The following is a 15,112-nucleotide window of genomic DNA, read 5'->3' as shown; positions in this document are numbered from 1 at the left end:
AATTCTTCCTCTTGTGGTTTTTTTGAATAGTTTGATGCGCGTGTAGCGCGTCTAAACAATCTACACTAGGCTACGTCAATGATATCTACTTGTCCGGTGCCTCCAGTCTTTAGGCTTCAAACACTTATAAGCGCAGCCTCTCTTCCTTGAGTGCCTCAACAACCTTATCCTTCAGTCGAGCGGTCTGTGCATCCGCTATCGATGGCTCCTCATGATCGGTGCTGTTGAGTTGACCCAAGTATTGCTCGATGCTCGCTTCGATCTGCTCCATCCACCACTTCATCTTGGCCGGAGTGAAGTTCTTGGTCCAATCTGGCCAGTTGGTCCCTGGCTGCATCAATGGCGGGATGTTCCCCGCCGAATACCTGCTGCAGGAGTGCCAGCATTTGCTCGAACTGCGCCCTTGCATCATCGAGGCGTTCTTGTGCTACGTAGAGTTCACCTAGCCCCTTCAGACTGACTGCAAGGTTCAGGCGCCGATCCCCGGAGTCGGTCTTCCATATGGCGATCGCCTGCTGATACAGGCTCTCTGCCGGCGCAAGACGTTGCTGGCTGCGGTAAAAATCCGCCAGCCTATGCATTGCCCAAGCAGCATGGGGGTGGTCCTCACCTGAGGCCGTTTGCAGGATGTGCAAAGAGCGCGTCAACAGCCCCTCCACCTCATGCGGCTGATCAAGATGCATTTTCAGGCTCGCGATCTTACCGAGACTGATCGCCACCCACGGGTGCATCTCCCCCAATGCCTGCTCCCTGAGTGCCAATCCCTGGCGCAACAGAAACTCGGCCTCTTCCATTCGGGATTGTTTGATATAGATGACCGCAAGGTTATCGAGCAAAGCGGCCATTCTGTGGTCCACGCCCTGCAAGCTAGCATTGGCAATCTTCAGCACCATTACCTGGTATGTTTCGGCCTCGCGGTATTTGCCCAGTGCAAAGGCCAGCCGGGATGCTAGCTGGAGATAGTCCAGGTTTGACGGGTGCAGCTGCACGGCCTCCTGCAGGTAGGTGTATGCGGCGTTGAGGTCTTTTCTTGACACGGCCAAGATACTTTGTCGATAGGCGGAGTTTGCTGCATCGAGCCTGCTTTTAATCTTGACCTTCTGTAGTTGGGCCTCGGTCGGCACGGACAGGGCCGGTTCAGATAACAGGTGTTGTTGCTGCCCATCCCGTCCAGAATCTGTCTGAATGGCCGCAATGATGGAAAAGTGCTCCGCCGCAGACACGGCCTGACTGTTCCCGGCTATCAGTAGCCAGGCTAGTAACAGTGTGATGTAACCTTTTAAAATATTGGCATTCATATTCTTTGGTAATCCCCTTAAACCATCAGCAATGACCGGTGATGTCTCGCACGCCGGATTCCGGGACCAAAAGCTACAGGAAAACTGTTTCCATAGTATTTCCACACCCGGGCAATGTGTTTCGCATCTATTTCAGCGGGCGAACCCAGAACAGGCTCTTTTAGAAGGCTTGCCGCCGAGGTACCGAAAAACACCAGCATACTCATCGTCGATGACGACCCAGGCCTGCGGGAGCTGCTAGAGCGATATCTGGGCGAGCAGAGCTTTTCGACCGGCGTGGTCACGGACGACGATGCCATGGAATGTTATCTGGCTGCACAACCGGCGGGCCTGAACACCCTCGACCGCATATTGCCTGCCGATGACGGATTGACGCTCGCCAAGCGACTGCGCGCATCCACCGATATCCCGGCCATCATGCTCTCTGACCAGGGTGAGGATGTCGATCGCATCATTGACCTAGAGGTGGGCACCGACGACTATCTGGCGAAGCCGTTCAATCCCAGGGAACTGCTTGCCCGTCTACGCGCCCTGTTACGGCGCCTGCCTGCCGGCTGGCAGGCAGGCAGGGGGAGGGAAGGTTTAAAAATTCCAGCGGTAACCGGCCAGCAGAAAGTAGTCGATGCTCGTATCGATGGTCGTAGAACTCTCCTGCCGATTCCAGCTCGCTCCCAGCTCCATCTCCAGCAGCAGATCACGCTTGACCCGATAGTCGGCTTGCAGGCGTCCACCCGCGCTGAGGCGGGTGGTGCCGTCATCACTATCCCGATAGGCCAGAGACAGGCGTGGATTGACTCGCCATAGCGATGTCACCGGGTAACGGCTGTTGGCGGTCAGTGAGTAGGTATTGGCACTATTGGCATCGATATAGCGCAGATTGAGGATACCGATGTCTCCATTCTTCAACAGGTTGTTCTTCAGCACCTGAAAAGTGTAGTAGAACTCATTACCGGTCGCCGCTGTAGCATCGACCCCACCGGAAGCGGATGTGCCTGAAGTATTAGCGACGGTCAGATCACCGCTCAGCTGGAAATCCCTGGCCAGGAAATGGGTGCCGCCAAGGGAGACCACTGTACTGTTTGCGGTTCGATCAAGCGCCAGCTGATAGATCTCGTCGTCAGTGAAAGAGAGTGAAAGTTCCTTGATGGAGGAGACGCCTTCCTGACCCTGAAGCGCATTGGAGGTGGTAATGATAGGGCTGGAGCGGTAATCAAGGTTGATATAGGCCTTGGTATCGTCAGTAAGACTCCAGTTCGACTGAAACAGAAACATCGCCAGTTCATTGTGAAATATGTCGTAGTCGAATTGACCAAAAACTGACAAATTCTCATCAAAATATCTGACTTCAGTGCCAATCGCCCGCCGATCCACCAGATGATCCGTTCGCTGCTCGATAGCAAACAAGATTACATCCACATCATCAATCAGCGCATCCATCTCCATATTGGCGCCATAGAACCACTTATCCTGGCGGATGAAGACATCTTTTGATGAATCGACGGGAAAGCCCGTGTAGATATTAAAGCGTGTATCCTCATTAAATTGATAGCCAAAAACACCACCATCAAATCGGCTCAGGATGCCGCTTGACCTGAAGCGCTGCCGACCAACACGGCCAAGCAGACCCTGACTCTGACGGTCCAGCTCGATGAAGGCCTCAGTCAGGGATTTCTGGTCTCCTGATCCACCAGTCAGCAGATCAACATCATAGCCGCCGCTGAACTGAAAACGCAGATCATAATCCTGGCTGCGGCGTCTGGCAGAGATGTCGAGACTAGTGGCAATCTCCGAACGGTTGACGCTCTCCATCTCATCCTCGAAATTGACATCGGTATCGATAAAGTTGCTCTGACTGGCATCACGCTGATAGGACTGCGAGAGACTACCGTAGACTTCCCACTCTGCCTCCCGCTCCTGCCCGGGCTGGGTAGTAATGCGACTCTCCCGCAACTTTTCCTTGGGGGTCTGGGTCGCAGAGATCAGGCCAACCAGGCGTTGATTAACTCGCTTGGCATCCTCACCCTCAGGATAGAGTTCGAGGTAGCGCCGGTATTCCGCCTTGGCATGAGCAACCTGATCATTCCGTTCCCGCGCCAGCCCCAACAACTCCAGCGCCTCCTTGGAGTAGGCATGCGTCTTCTCTTCGAGAATCGCGGTCAGCATGCGTATCGCTTTAGGATAATCCTGCGCGGTCATGATTTCCCGTGCCTTCTCCATCATCTTGGTCAGGCGAACCGGTGCATCCAATCGGACTTTATCCCGTTTCGGGAGCAATACAGGAGGCTGCAATGTTTCAATCGTTGCATCTACACCCGTCTCTGCCTGTAATCGATCTTTCTCTTCAGTAGAAGCAAGATCTATCCAGCTATCCGAATAAAAATGTCTGACTTCCCTGTTCGCAATCTTTGCTGCTTCTTTGCTTGAAAAAAAGCCCATGCGCAGGCGATACCATGCCACACCCTCGACTTCAGCCTTAACGGCATAGAGCTTTCTCCCTTTTGGAACCGGAACAGGAGCCACCTTGGAAAAGTCAATCGGGACTCTTTGTGACAGTAGATTCAACACATAATCTCCTGTTACCACCCCTTCCGTTTCAACTACGGCTTGCTCCTTATCCTTTGAGGGCACAGGTAATTTGGTTTGCGGGACATCAATCAGTTCAGCCGGCTCGAGAAGTTTGATCTGCTGAACCTTCTTTTGCTTCTTCAGTATCAAAGAGAGACTGAAAAAACCCTTTCCCTGCTCGATCTCATATTTACTAATCGGGGTTGCAAAAGAGAGCGAAAGCGTGGAATTGCCGATCAGACTTCCATTAAACACCACCCTTTCAAGTGGCACTTCAGCCGTAGCTCTCCAAGAGAACGTTTCATCACCTGTAAGAAACTCACTCTCCGTACCCGGCGTAACAACCGGCTTAATCCGAATGCTTATCTCATTCTGCTTGGCATTGATCAGATGACTGACAATCCGCATCGGCACATTAAAAAATATCGAGATACGATTCTCTTCCACACCAATCTTCGTCTCGATCCGGTCCATGATCTTCGAGCCAGCAAAGGTCTTCCCTGCTCCCATTGCAAGTAACACAAAGAAAAGGACAAAACGCCCCATCTGCATAGGTTTATTCATCTCCAACCCTGTTATTCCTGTTTTAATTATTGAAGAGGATTGCAGCAGTTTCCCTACAAACAACCTGCTGCAATCTCACTGCTTGAAGCGCCTCAATCCCAATCACGGTCCGAGACCCGGTGCTCCCGGCTTCGGCTCTTACTGATCTTTGTCATCGAACTATCACTATAGACATGACAGGCACCACTGCAGTCGCGCAGTTCACTGACTGAGTACCTGGTATTGCCATATTTCTTATGTGGCCCCGACTCATAGTCTCTGGCATGGCAGGCGGCGCAGTCTGGCACATAGCCGGCGTTGCTCCAGGTCACTATCTGGCTGTTGCCACCATGACAACTCGTACAACTCAGGCTTCCCCGATGGTCACCAGGATAACTGGCTGAGAGATGACTGTAGCTGAGTGTCGGTTGCCAGGCAGATGTACGGTGGCAACTGTCACATTGCTGAGTGGTAACAAAATGTCCGGATGGTTTGCCTTGTGCCGTTGATCCGTTATGACAATTGGAACAGGAGCCGCTCGCGCCACTGTGATCGAAGCGTACTGAACTCCAATTGCTTTGAGAGAGATGGCAGGCATCGCACTCTGCTGTGGTTTGAATATGGCTGCTGTGCTTGCCAGTGGCGGTCGTTCCATTGTGACAGCTGGAACAGCTTCCAGTGGCAGCAGCGTGATCAAACCGCACAGAATTCCAGTTGGACTGGGAGACATGGCAGGTTTCGCACCCTGCGCTGGTCTGGATGTGGCCAGCGTGTTTTCCACTCGCGGTGGTTCCATTATGGCAGCTGGCACAGGAACCGCTGACCGCAGAATGATCGAAACGGGTAGCGTTCCAGGTCGTCTGAGAGATATGGCAGCTATCACACTGCGCAGAGGTCTGAATATGCCCAGCATGTTTGCCAGTCGCTGTTGTGCCGTTGTGGCAACTAGAGCAAGAACCGGTGACTCCAGAGTGATCAAAGCGGGTCGCACTCCAGCTACTCTGGGAAACATGGCAGGTATCACAGGCCGCCGATGTCTGAACATGCCCCGACGGTTTGCCTGTCGCTGTTGCTCCATTATGGCAACTGGCGCAGCTGCCACTAACCCCACTGTGATCAAAACGAACCGCACCCCAGGTTGTCTGTGAGGTATGGCAACTATCACACTCAGCGGAGGTCTGAATATGCCCCGCACGTTTACCTATCGCCGTCCGGCCATTGTGGCAGCTGCTACATGTACCATTTACAGCTGAGTGGTCAAAGCGGGTAGTTTTCCAGTTGGTTTGAGAAACGTGGCAAGTATCGCACTCTGCAACTGTCTTCAGATGATCAACATTCTTGCCCGTAGCCCTGCTGCCATTGTGGCAACTGGAACAACTACCCGATATTGCATCGTGATCAAACCGCACATTGTTCCATACTCTGGTGGAAATATGGCAGCTATCGCACTGTGCAGTGGTCGCCACATGAGTGGCCGATTTCCCAGTTGCAGTAGAACCATTATGGCAACTGCTGCAAGTTCCGGTGACTCCCTCATGGCCAAAAGAGCCAACTTGCCAGGAGACCGTATTGTGGCAACTATCACAAGCGGCGGTAGTTTGGATATGGCTAGCATGTTTACCTGTCGCTGTCGTGCTGTTATGGCAGCTGGCACAACTGCCGGTTACGTTGGAGTGATCGAAACGAACGCTTTCCCAGCTGCCGGTCGAAAGATGGCAGCTATCGCACTGAGCACTGGTCTGTACATGACTCACATGCTTGCCTGTTGCCTGGACTCCATTGTGACAGCTACTGCAAGAACCATTGGTGGCAGCATGATCGAAGCGCAGCGACTTCCATGAAGTATTGGAGAGATGGCAGCGATCACATTCGGCTATGGTTGGCACATGTGAACTCTGCTTGCCTGTTGCTAGCGCCCCATTATGGCAACTACTGCAAGCCCCTGATGCATTGTCATGATCAAACCGGACACTGCGCCAATTTGATGTAGAGAGATGACAGCTGTCGCACTGCCCTGTAGTTGGCACATGGCTATTGGACTTACCGGTCGCAGATGATCCATTGTGGCAAGTAGAACAACTACCAGAAACATTGACATGCTTGAATGTGGAGGTTTTCCATGTCGCAGTGGATGTATGGCAGACGTCACACTGCTCATTCGTTCTGACATGGGAGGCGTGCTTGCCTGTCGCATTGACTCCGTTATGACAAGAAGCACAAGTGCCTGTGGCATTTGAATGGTCGAAGCGGCCTGTCGTCCAGGTCTCAGTGGTATGGCAGGTATCACACTGCGCTGTTGTCTTGATGTGATTACTGCTCTTTCCTGGCCTGTTGATGCCATTATGACAGGACCAGCAGACGCCATTGGTCTTGCTGTGATCAAAGCGGGCCACCTGCCAGCCGTTGGTCTGGTGGCAGCTGTCGCACTGCTCGGTGGTGTGGATATGCAGGGTCGGCTTGCCGGTCGCCTTGGTGCCATTGTGGCAATGCGCACAGGAGCCAGGTGCAACATCCGTATGATCAAACCGTGCCAGGCTCCAACGATTGGTGGAATGGCAGGTATCGCAGGACGAGCGGGTCTCGACATGGCTGGCATGTTTGCCGGTGACACGGTTGCCGTCGTGACAGCTCGCACAGCTGCCATTCACCGCCAGGTGGTCCACCCGCGGCACCCGTTGCCAACTGAATGTGGTATGACAGAAGGTACAACTATTACTGGTACTTAAATGACTGGCGCTCTTGCCGGCAACACGCCGCCCAGTATGGCAACTTTCACAAGCCTCACTGACACTGCCATGATCAAAACGGGCAACCCGCCAGCTCATCGTAGTATGGCAGTCGTCACAGCTCTCCGAGCTTTTGATGTGATCCGTGCCTTTACCCTCTGCAGCAGCGTTATTATGACAGCCGGTACAATGAATCGGCGTGCCTTTGAACAAGCCGTTTTCATGGCAACTTTCGCACTCAACTCGTTTGTGACCACCTGTCAGGGGAAAGCCTGTCATGAAGTGGTCGAAACTTTCATCTTGTGCGTTGCCCGTGGGCAACCAGATGACAGATAAGGCAAGCAGTAGCGCCAACAGCCCCGCTGGAGCCACGAAGAGTTTGGATATCATTATCTTTTTCATTGGTCGTATCTCTGTAACCCGAGGTAGGTTATCGCTTCAGCATCTGAATATCGGAGAATGAACGGCTCGTATGACATCGCTCACAGCGCCTGCCAAACGCCTTGCGATGTTTGTCCTGCTGACTATGGCAGCTGTAGCAGGTCTGACTCATCTTGTTATCAGGATCTATTTTTATTTTGTGGCAGGAGTGACAACTCAATCCCTCATGTTTGCCTTCCAATGGATAATCGGTCTGGCGCGCATGTTCGAATAACCAGAGGGACCAGTCGTTAGGGGTATGGCAGTTCTCGCAGCTATCGAGGAAGCGCCCTTCATGGACATCATCCTGTTGATGGCATGTGTGACAGGCCTTTTCTGCATCCTTGAAGCGACCACTGATGTGGCATGACTCACAAGCGAGTGCTGAATGTTGTCCAATCAGTGGGAAGCCACCCAGATCGTGGTCGAATAGGACATCGACGCTCCATCCTTGTTCATTGTGGCAGCGCTGGCACTGATCACCCTGCTGCTCGTTGTGGCTATCGTCATCCATATGACATGCCACACACTCCATACGCAAGGCGCGCTTCTTACCCGCTACCTTGTGGCACGCCTCGCACACCAATCCATCATGCTTACCACGAAGAGGAAAGTGGGTGTCCTTGGCATGATCAAAGGCGACTTCACTCCACCCCTGAGTTGTGTGGCACTTCGTACACTTTTCACCATTGACTCCTTTGTGCACATCATCCAGGCGATGGCAGCTGTAACAACTCTGCTTCGGCTTTTTCTCATAAGGATTATCCTGATGGCAGCCATTGCAACTTGCTTTTTTGTGCCCACCTTTAAGCTTGTATTTGGTATCCAGATCGTGATTGAAGTGGAGGTCCTTCCATTCCTGAGTGATGTGGCAAGCAGGACAGCTGTTGCCATATTTACCTGAATGTACATCGTTGAGCTGATGACATGCCACACAAGCCAACGGTGTATCTTTATAGTTTTCTCCCGCGTGACAGAGCTTGCAGCCAAGTTCCCGATGTTTCCCCTCCAGCGGGTAGTTAGTGTCCAGGTCGTGGTCAAACTCCGCCCGCTTCCACGCCTCTTCCTGATGACAGTTATCACAACTCTTGCCCAGTCGACCACGGTGATTGTCATCCTGTTCGTGACAGGAGAAACAGTCGCTCTTGGCCTGAGAATAGGCCTGCTTCTTTGGGTGGCAGGCGCGACAGGCTAGTGACTGATGTGCCCCCCTGAGGACAAAATCACTTGCCTGATGATCAAAAGCGGCTTCATCAAACAACACAATCCGGGCCGAGCGCCCCTTGTGATCGGTATGACAGTGTTTACATGCGCTGTTTCGGACATTTTCAGAACGCCCATGGAAACCTTTGCGGTTTTTTATATCCTCCGCAATATTCTGATGGTCGTGGCAGGCGAGGCAACGACTGTTCTGCTCAGCCTTTTTCAGCTTCTCATGGCATTGCTCGCACTGCTGTTCAAAGCGGGCATGCCCCTGAATCACCTCACCAGGCATGATCAGGCTATCCAGCACACCACCTGCCATGACTGGCTCAATCAGTACGATCAACAGCAGAATAAGCAGACGGGCAGAATAAAGACCGGGAGCTGAAAACATTGCAGTGAATGGAGAGTAAAAGTGAATTTTCAATATGCATGTACCGCATATATATGAATCACACCCGTAATCAGCATCATGATGAACAGCGGCAGATGCAACAGGTGCCAGAGCGAAAACAGCCGTTCATAGAAACGCAGCTCCAACACGCGGATTGTAGCCACCCGATGTTCGTGAAGGAAGGTCCGCATCTGCTTTACGTTTGCCCTGACTTTATGGCGTGACCATTGCCGCTCCCCTGCCGTCACCTTGAGCGCCGCCAGCAACTCCCGTTCAAGTCGGCGATAGAGGCGGTACGCCTGCCAACGGCTGCTGAGCCAGCGGATAAAACTGCTCACTACACCTGCAGGCAGATTCGACACCCGCAACGCAAACTGCTGCAGTCTTTCTCTAGCATCGGGCACTGCAGCAAGCAGTCCTGCCTGTTGTTCGATCAGTACAGAAAAATCGGTCTGCATTCGGGAAAAGACCTGTTTTTTTCCGTAGAGGCCACAGTGGATTCTTGAATAGATATAGCGCCCAATCACACCACTGCCGGCAACCAGCAACATGCTAAACAGCGCCACCCGTCCGTTCAAAGAGCCCAACTGGAAGTTTGAGTGCAACACCACCAGGGTTGGCCCCATCACGCCAAACAACATGTGCAACTGGAACCAGAATTTCACACTGAGCATGCGGCGCATCCACTTCACGCGTTTGCGCATCGAATAGAGCAGCAGCAGGAGCATCATCGAACCACCGATGATACCGAGCGCGTACCCTATGCCCTGTTCCGGCGTCCAGATGCGCTCTTCACTGTTGATCCAGCCAACATAGAGCAGCGCTGCAACCAGCAGCGTTAACAGCCAACCAGAGAGCCCCAGAAAGGGGGCGCCATCCCTTTTGCTCGTCCTCTCCTGTGGCTTATGCGCTTCCTGCGGCTTATGCGCTTGAACCATCGTCATGCTCAGCTCTTGTGACATAGATCTCCCATCTTGCCTGTTCGGTCGTTCGAAAGTCGGAAAACTTTACAGTTTTTTAATCCTAGCACCCCTATCATTCCTTCCAAATCAATTAGACTTATTCTTAGTTTCAAATCACACTTTTACTCCAACTCAAACAAAATCCATGACAGAGTTATCGCCCATCCTGACGATCTACCTACCCTCCCTAGCCATCATCTTCAGCATCTACCTGGGCATCCAGCAGCTCAAGGCGCGGCGCAGCCGCGCCATCTGGCAGGAGGAGTCTGAAGCCGGCCTGACCGAACCCGCCTCGCTGCACCCGGTGATCGACCCCAACCGCTGCATGGGATGCGGCAGCTGCGTGACTGCCTGCCCGGAACAAGCCAACCACCCGGTGCTTGGACTGATCGAGGGCAAGGCACAGCTAATCGCACCGACCAACTGCATCGGCCATGGCGCCTGCAAAACCGCCTGCCCATTCGACGCCATCACCCTGGTATTTGGCACAGAACGGCGTGGAGTCGACATCCCCGTGTTGCAGTCTAATTTCGAGACCAGCATGCCGAACATCTTTATTGCCGGAGAGTTGGGAGGCATGGGACTGATCAAAAATGCGGTCGAACAGGGGGTCAAGGCTCTCGAGGCGCTGCATGCATCTCTCGACCGCAAGCGTACTCACGCCGTTGACGTCGTCATCATCGGTGCCGGCCCGGCCGGTTTCGCCGCCACCCTGCGCGCCGCCGAGTTGAACCTCAACTATGTCACGCTGGAACAGGAGTCTCTGGGCGGCACAGTCTACCAGTTTCCCCGCGGCAAGCTGGTGATGACTGCCCCTGTCGATCTCCCCACCGTTGGCAAGGTCCACTTCACAGAGACCACCAAGGAGGAGCTGCTCGAATTCTGGCAACAGGTGGAGCGGGAGTCTGAGGTTTCAATCCGCTACCAGGAGCGGGTCGAGGCCATCGAACCTGATGGTGAAGGCGGATACAAGGTCACCACTAACAAAGGGAGCTACCAGACCCAGTCGGTGTTACTCGCCATCGGGCGTCGCGGTACGCCCCGCAAACTCGGCGTACCGGGTGAGGAGTTGAGCAAGATCGTTTACCGGCTGATCGACCCTGAACAGTATCGGGGACAACATGTACTGGTGGTTGGCGGCGGCGACAGCGCTTTGGAAGCGGCCACCTCTATTGCCGAACAACCTGGCACCCAGGTGACCCTCTCCTACCGTAGCGGCGCCTTCAGCCGGGCCAAAAAGCGCAACCGACAACGCCTGGAAGCAGCCGAGCAGAGCGGCAGTATCAACGTGCTGCTCAGCTCGAATGTAACGGCAATAACCGAAAAGCAGGTAACCCTCCAGCAGGACGACAAGCAGATCGAGATCGCTAACGATGCGACCATCATCTGCGCCGGCGGCATTCTTCCCACCGGTTTTCTCAAACAGATCGGCATTACCGTGGAGACCAAACATGGCACCGCCTGACCCTATAGCAACAAAGCAACGCTGGCGCATCACCCGGCTGCTGGCCGGTCTGCTCTGTCTGCTGACTGCCGCACTGCCGGCAACCGCAGCCACTCTCGACGAGGCCCGCAGCGCCATCCGTCAACGCCACTTCACCGAAGCCGCGCTGATCTACCAGCAACTGGCCGAGGCCGGCGATGCCGACGCCCAGTACGCCCTGGCCGGCCTCTACCGAGCCGGCCGCGGGGTAAAAAAGGATTTTTCCACCGCCCTCACCTGGATGAAAAAGGCCGCACACCAGGGGCTCGACAAAGCCCAGTACCAGCTCGGCAACTTCTACGAATACGGATGGGGCACCGACAGCAACCTAACGACGGCCCAACGCTGGTACTCAGCCGCCGCCCGGCAGGAGCATGCGCTGGCGAAAAAGAAGCTGGCGCAGCTTACCGAAGCCATGCGTCCATCCGATAACCAATTCAGCACCGCTGAGATCGCCCAATTCATCGGTCAAGCCGCCAGCGGCAATCTCGGCAGACTCAAAGCCGAGCTTGCCCGAGGCCTGCCGATCAACGCCACCGACCAGGATGGGAGAAGCGCCCTGCTGTCAGCCATCATCAACCGCCACCCGATGGTTATTAACCTGCTGCTCAAAGAGGGTGCAGATGCCAACCTGGCAGACCGGCTCGGCAACCGCCCCCTGCAGCAGGCCATACAGAATAACGATACCAAGCTGGCCGCACGGCTGATCGAAGCCGGCGCCAGCCTGGAGGACACTGACTCGCTCGGCAATACCCCGTTGATCATCGCCGCAGCCAAGGGCCAGACAAAGAGCGTACAACTGCTGCTGAAACGGGGCGCCAACCTCACAGCCACCAACAAGAAGTCGCAGAGCGCCATCGAGATCGCCGCCCTGCGCGGTCACCACAAGATAGTAAAAATCCTCCAAGACGCAGGCGCCAGCCTGCCGGTGAAACAGCCCGGCCATGCCGAGACGCCCAATCTGGCTGTGCTGCGCCAGACCACCCCAGTAGCCGGAGAGAACCAGCCCTTTGCCGGCTGGTCTACCCTCAATCTCGCCGCCTGGCGCGGCAACGAGGCAGTGGTCGCCAAGCTCCTGACAGCGGGTAGCCCGGTAGACCAGCACGATCCCGAGGGGTTTACTGCACTGTCACGTGCTGTCGCACAACAGCATCTAGCGATCGCAGCCCGGCTGCTGGAGGCCGGCGCCGAGCCCAACAACCGAGATGCTAACCAGCAGACCCCACTCTTTTACGCCGCCAAGGCCGGCCAGGCCGATCTGGCTGAACTGCTGATCAAACATGGTGCAGACCCGCATGCCAGCGACAATACACGGGCGACTCCCCTCTCGATCGCGGTGACACATGCTCGACCAGCGGTGATCCAGGTGCTGGCCAAAACTGGAGCCGAGCTGGATCGCCGCGGGGCTAGTGACATGACTCCCCTGATGATCGCCGCCGCCAATGGCGACGCGGCCACCAGCCAACTGCTACTGGAGCTGGGCGCCAACCCCAATGCGGCGGACCTGCAAGGGCGCACCCCGGTCTGGTATGCAGTCGACAGCGGCTCGGCAAAAACCCTGGAACAACTGCTCCTAGCAAATGCCAACCCCGCACGCAGTAACCGTTCCAGCCACGCCCTGCTGCTGCTGGCTGCCAGACGCGACTCTGCCGAGATCACAGTGAAGCTGCTACGTGCCGGTATTGATGTGGACTCAACAAACCATGCGGGAGACACCGCACTGATCCAGGCTGCAGCCCTGGGCCACGAGGCTGTTGTGCAAAAACTGCTGGCGTGGAATGCCGACCCCAACCGACGCAATCAAAATGGCACCTCTGCACTGATGGCCGCTGCGGAAGCTGGCAGGGTAAGGATCGTCAAAGCGCTTCTGTCCCACGGCGCCAACCCCCGCCTCAGAAACAAAAAACGCGAGCAGGCCATCGATCTGGCCAGCGCCAATGCTCACCAGCCAGTTGTGGAGGCCCTGCAAAACCACACCGGGAAGTCTGAATGGCTTGAGCTTTTAGGACTCTAAACCTGCCTTTCAGGCCGGTGGCCCCCATACCCAACAACCGAAAATTCAAACAAACGTTTGACTTAATTCAATCATCTGTTTTATCTTCTGCCGACATCGAGATCATCAACAATCCGGACACCCATGCCTCGCAACCTTCAAAACAACACAGCAGACACCCGCCAGCGGCTGTTGCAGGCAGCCCTGAAGGCCTTCGGTCATCGCGATTATGAGGCAGTGAGCACCCGTGAGATCGTGCGGGCCGCCGACGCCAACATCTCGGCCATCTCCTACCATTTTGGTGGCAAGCAGGGGCTCTATCTGGCGACCGCCGAATATCTTGCCGAGACGATTCACACCACCATGGCGCCCCATCTGCAACACATTCAGCAGGCATCACTCACTGCTTCCCCACAACAGTGCCGTCAGCTACTGGCCAACCTGATGGCAAGGCTGGTGCGAAACCTGGCGCTGGACAGCATCACTGAGGATGCCGCCGGCCTCATCTTCCGCGAACAGCACCACCCCACCGAGGCCTTCGAGATCCTCTACAAACAGATTTTCGCCCCAATGCACGATGTCATCTCGCAACTGATCGCCAAGGTCTGGGGGCTGCCGGCCGATGCCCCCGAAGTGCTGACCACCAGCCATGCCCTATTCGGACAGGTCATCATCTTCCGCATTGGCAGAACCACTATCCTGCGCCGCCTAGGGCTGCCGGTCTTCGGCGACAGTGAGGTTCGCATAATCACCGAACTGGTCACTTCACTCGCACTCCATTCACTCAACCACCACCCTCTGCAGGAACAGAAATCATGACAAACGCCTCCCGATCCCGCTGGCAGGTTCTATGGATTCTGCCGCCCATCGCCATCGGTATCGCTGTCCTGCTCTGGGCCGCCAGCGGCAAACAGCCGCCGGCAAAAGCAGAGCGCGGCGAAGTCGCCCGAGTGGTGCGCATCATCGAGGCCCCTCAGCTCGCCTTCACCCCGGTTGCGCAAGGTTATGGCGTAGTCCAGCCCGCACGGGTGTGGAGCGCCGTGGCACAGGTCTCCGGCCGTATCGTCGAAATCCATGCGCAACTGCGCAACGGGGAGATCCTGCCGGCCGGCACCGAGTTGTTTCACATCGACCCGGTCGACTACGAACTCAATCTGGCGCAGGCCAAGGCGTCGCTGGCAGAACTTGATGTGCAGGAGGCCAATGCCCACGCCTCGCTGGCGATCGAGCAGCGCAATCTTGCCCTGAGCAGAGGCGAACTGGAGCGCATCCGCAAACTGGTGCAGAGCGGCACCGCCTCCCAGAGCAACGCTGATGAGGCAGAGCGCGCGATGCTCGCCAACCGCACCAAGGTGCAGAACATGCAGAATACCCTGGCGCTACTACCGACCCAGCGCCGCCTGCTGCAGGCCAAGATGGCCCAGGCAGAGCGGGATCTCGCCCACACCTTGGTGAAGGCACCCTTCAACCTGCGCATAGCGAATCTAAAAATCGAGGCGGATGAGTATGTCAGCAGAGGTCAGAA

General features: G+C 55.3%; 10 protein-coding genes and 1 pseudogene. 6 read left to right on the top strand and 5 right to left on the bottom strand.

What is annotated here, in order from left to right; translation table 11 throughout:
• Positions 1-209: 209 nt before the first annotated feature.
• Positions 210-1,298: a tetratricopeptide repeat protein gene (locus RIFP1SYM_RS07135; RefSeq protein ID WP_006475045.1), complete on the bottom strand. Its 1,089-nt coding sequence runs from the start codon at positions 1,296-1,298 to the stop codon at positions 210-212.
• 114 nt (positions 1,299-1,412) lie between these two features.
• Between RIFP1SYM_RS07135 and RIFP1SYM_RS18000 the strand changes: the two are divergent.
• Positions 1,413-1,811 (top strand): annotated as a pseudogene (locus RIFP1SYM_RS18000) (response regulator); the annotation flags it as partial.
• Positions 1,812-1,880: 69 nt separating this feature from the next.
• On the opposite strand, the gene RIFP1SYM_RS17995 reads toward RIFP1SYM_RS18000, so the two are convergent.
• Together RIFP1SYM_RS17995 and RIFP1SYM_RS17990 are read right to left on the bottom strand one after the other, a co-directional pair.
• Entirely contained in the window at positions 1,881-4,433 is a 2,553-nt protein-coding gene (locus tag RIFP1SYM_RS17995; RefSeq protein ID WP_240992049.1) for a hypothetical protein, read from the bottom strand.
• A gap of 86 nt (positions 4,434-4,519) precedes the next feature.
• Positions 4,520-4,738 (bottom strand): hypothetical protein, encoded by a 219-nt coding sequence (locus tag RIFP1SYM_RS17990; RefSeq protein ID WP_240991668.1) that lies wholly within the window; start codon positions 4,736-4,738, stop codon positions 4,520-4,522.
• 1,905 nt (positions 4,739-6,643) lie between these two features.
• Between RIFP1SYM_RS17990 and RIFP1SYM_RS17985 the strand changes: the two genes are divergently transcribed.
• Positions 6,644-7,132 (top strand): hypothetical protein, encoded by a 489-nt coding sequence (locus RIFP1SYM_RS17985; RefSeq protein WP_240991669.1) that lies wholly within the window; start codon positions 6,644-6,646, stop codon positions 7,130-7,132.
• Between the two features lie 430 nt (positions 7,133-7,562).
• Here RIFP1SYM_RS17985 and RIFP1SYM_RS16925 read toward each other — a convergent pair whose 3' ends face one another.
• Entirely contained in the window at positions 7,563-9,077 is a 1,515-nt protein-coding gene (locus RIFP1SYM_RS16925) for a hypothetical protein (RefSeq protein WP_006475047.1), read from the bottom strand.
• Between the two features lie 101 nt (positions 9,078-9,178).
• Complete coding sequence (locus RIFP1SYM_RS07095) at positions 9,179-10,093, bottom strand: transcriptional regulator (RefSeq protein ID WP_138921870.1); 915 nt, start codon at positions 10,091-10,093, stop codon at positions 9,179-9,181.
• Between the two features lie 163 nt (positions 10,094-10,256).
• Here RIFP1SYM_RS07095 and RIFP1SYM_RS07090 point away from each other — a divergent pair, with 163 nt between their 5' ends.
• From RIFP1SYM_RS07090 to RIFP1SYM_RS07075, 4 genes are all read left to right on the top strand, one after another.
• Positions 10,257-11,576, top strand: coding sequence for an NAD(P)-binding domain-containing protein (locus RIFP1SYM_RS07090; RefSeq protein WP_039959941.1), 1,320 nt, complete (start codon positions 10,257-10,259; stop codon positions 11,574-11,576).
• Entirely contained in the window at positions 11,563-13,608 is a 2,046-nt protein-coding gene (locus tag RIFP1SYM_RS07085) for an ankyrin repeat domain-containing protein (RefSeq protein ID WP_039959939.1), read from the top strand. The genes RIFP1SYM_RS07090 and RIFP1SYM_RS07085 overlap by 14 nt, the downstream gene beginning before the upstream one ends.
• Before the next feature lie 123 nt (positions 13,609-13,731).
• Complete coding sequence (locus tag RIFP1SYM_RS07080; protein ID WP_005961290.1) at positions 13,732-14,406, top strand: CerR family C-terminal domain-containing protein; 675 nt, start codon at positions 13,732-13,734, stop codon at positions 14,404-14,406.
• Positions 14,403-15,112 (top strand): HlyD family secretion protein (locus RIFP1SYM_RS07075; protein ID WP_039959936.1); only part of this gene is annotated, 710 nt, incomplete at its 3' end. The genes RIFP1SYM_RS07080 and RIFP1SYM_RS07075, both read left to right, overlap by 4 nt.

Origin of the sequence: endosymbiont of Riftia pachyptila (vent Ph05), from assembly GCF_000224455.1 — a bacterium.
GTDB classification, from domain to species: Bacteria; Pseudomonadota; Gammaproteobacteria; order Chromatiales; family Chromatiaceae; genus Endoriftia; species Endoriftia persephonae.
This window is presented reverse-complemented; position numbering and strand designations above follow the sequence as displayed.

What these genes read in the sequence shown, in the direction of transcription:
- RIFP1SYM_RS07135 (WP_006475045.1), bottom strand. Translation starts at nt 1,298, where the DNA reads ATGAATGCCAATATTTTAAAAGGTTACATCACACTGTTACTAGCCTGG.
- RIFP1SYM_RS17985 (WP_240991669.1), top strand. Translation starts at nt 6,644, where the DNA reads ATGGTCGAAGCGGCCTGTCGTCCAGGTCTCAGTGGTATGGCAGGTATC.
- RIFP1SYM_RS16925 (WP_006475047.1), bottom strand. Translation starts at nt 9,077, where the DNA reads ATGGCAGGTGGTGTGCTGGATAGCCTGATCATGCCTGGTGAGGTGATT.
- RIFP1SYM_RS07095 (WP_138921870.1), bottom strand. Translation starts at nt 10,093, where the DNA reads ATGACGATGGTTCAAGCGCATAAGCCGCAGGAAGCGCATAAGCCACAG.
- RIFP1SYM_RS07090 (WP_039959941.1), top strand. Translation starts at nt 10,257, where the DNA reads ATGACAGAGTTATCGCCCATCCTGACGATCTACCTACCCTCCCTAGCC.
- RIFP1SYM_RS07085 (WP_039959939.1), top strand. Translation starts at nt 11,563, where the DNA reads ATGGCACCGCCTGACCCTATAGCAACAAAGCAACGCTGGCGCATCACC.
- RIFP1SYM_RS07080 (WP_005961290.1), top strand. Translation starts at nt 13,732, where the DNA reads ATGCCTCGCAACCTTCAAAACAACACAGCAGACACCCGCCAGCGGCTG.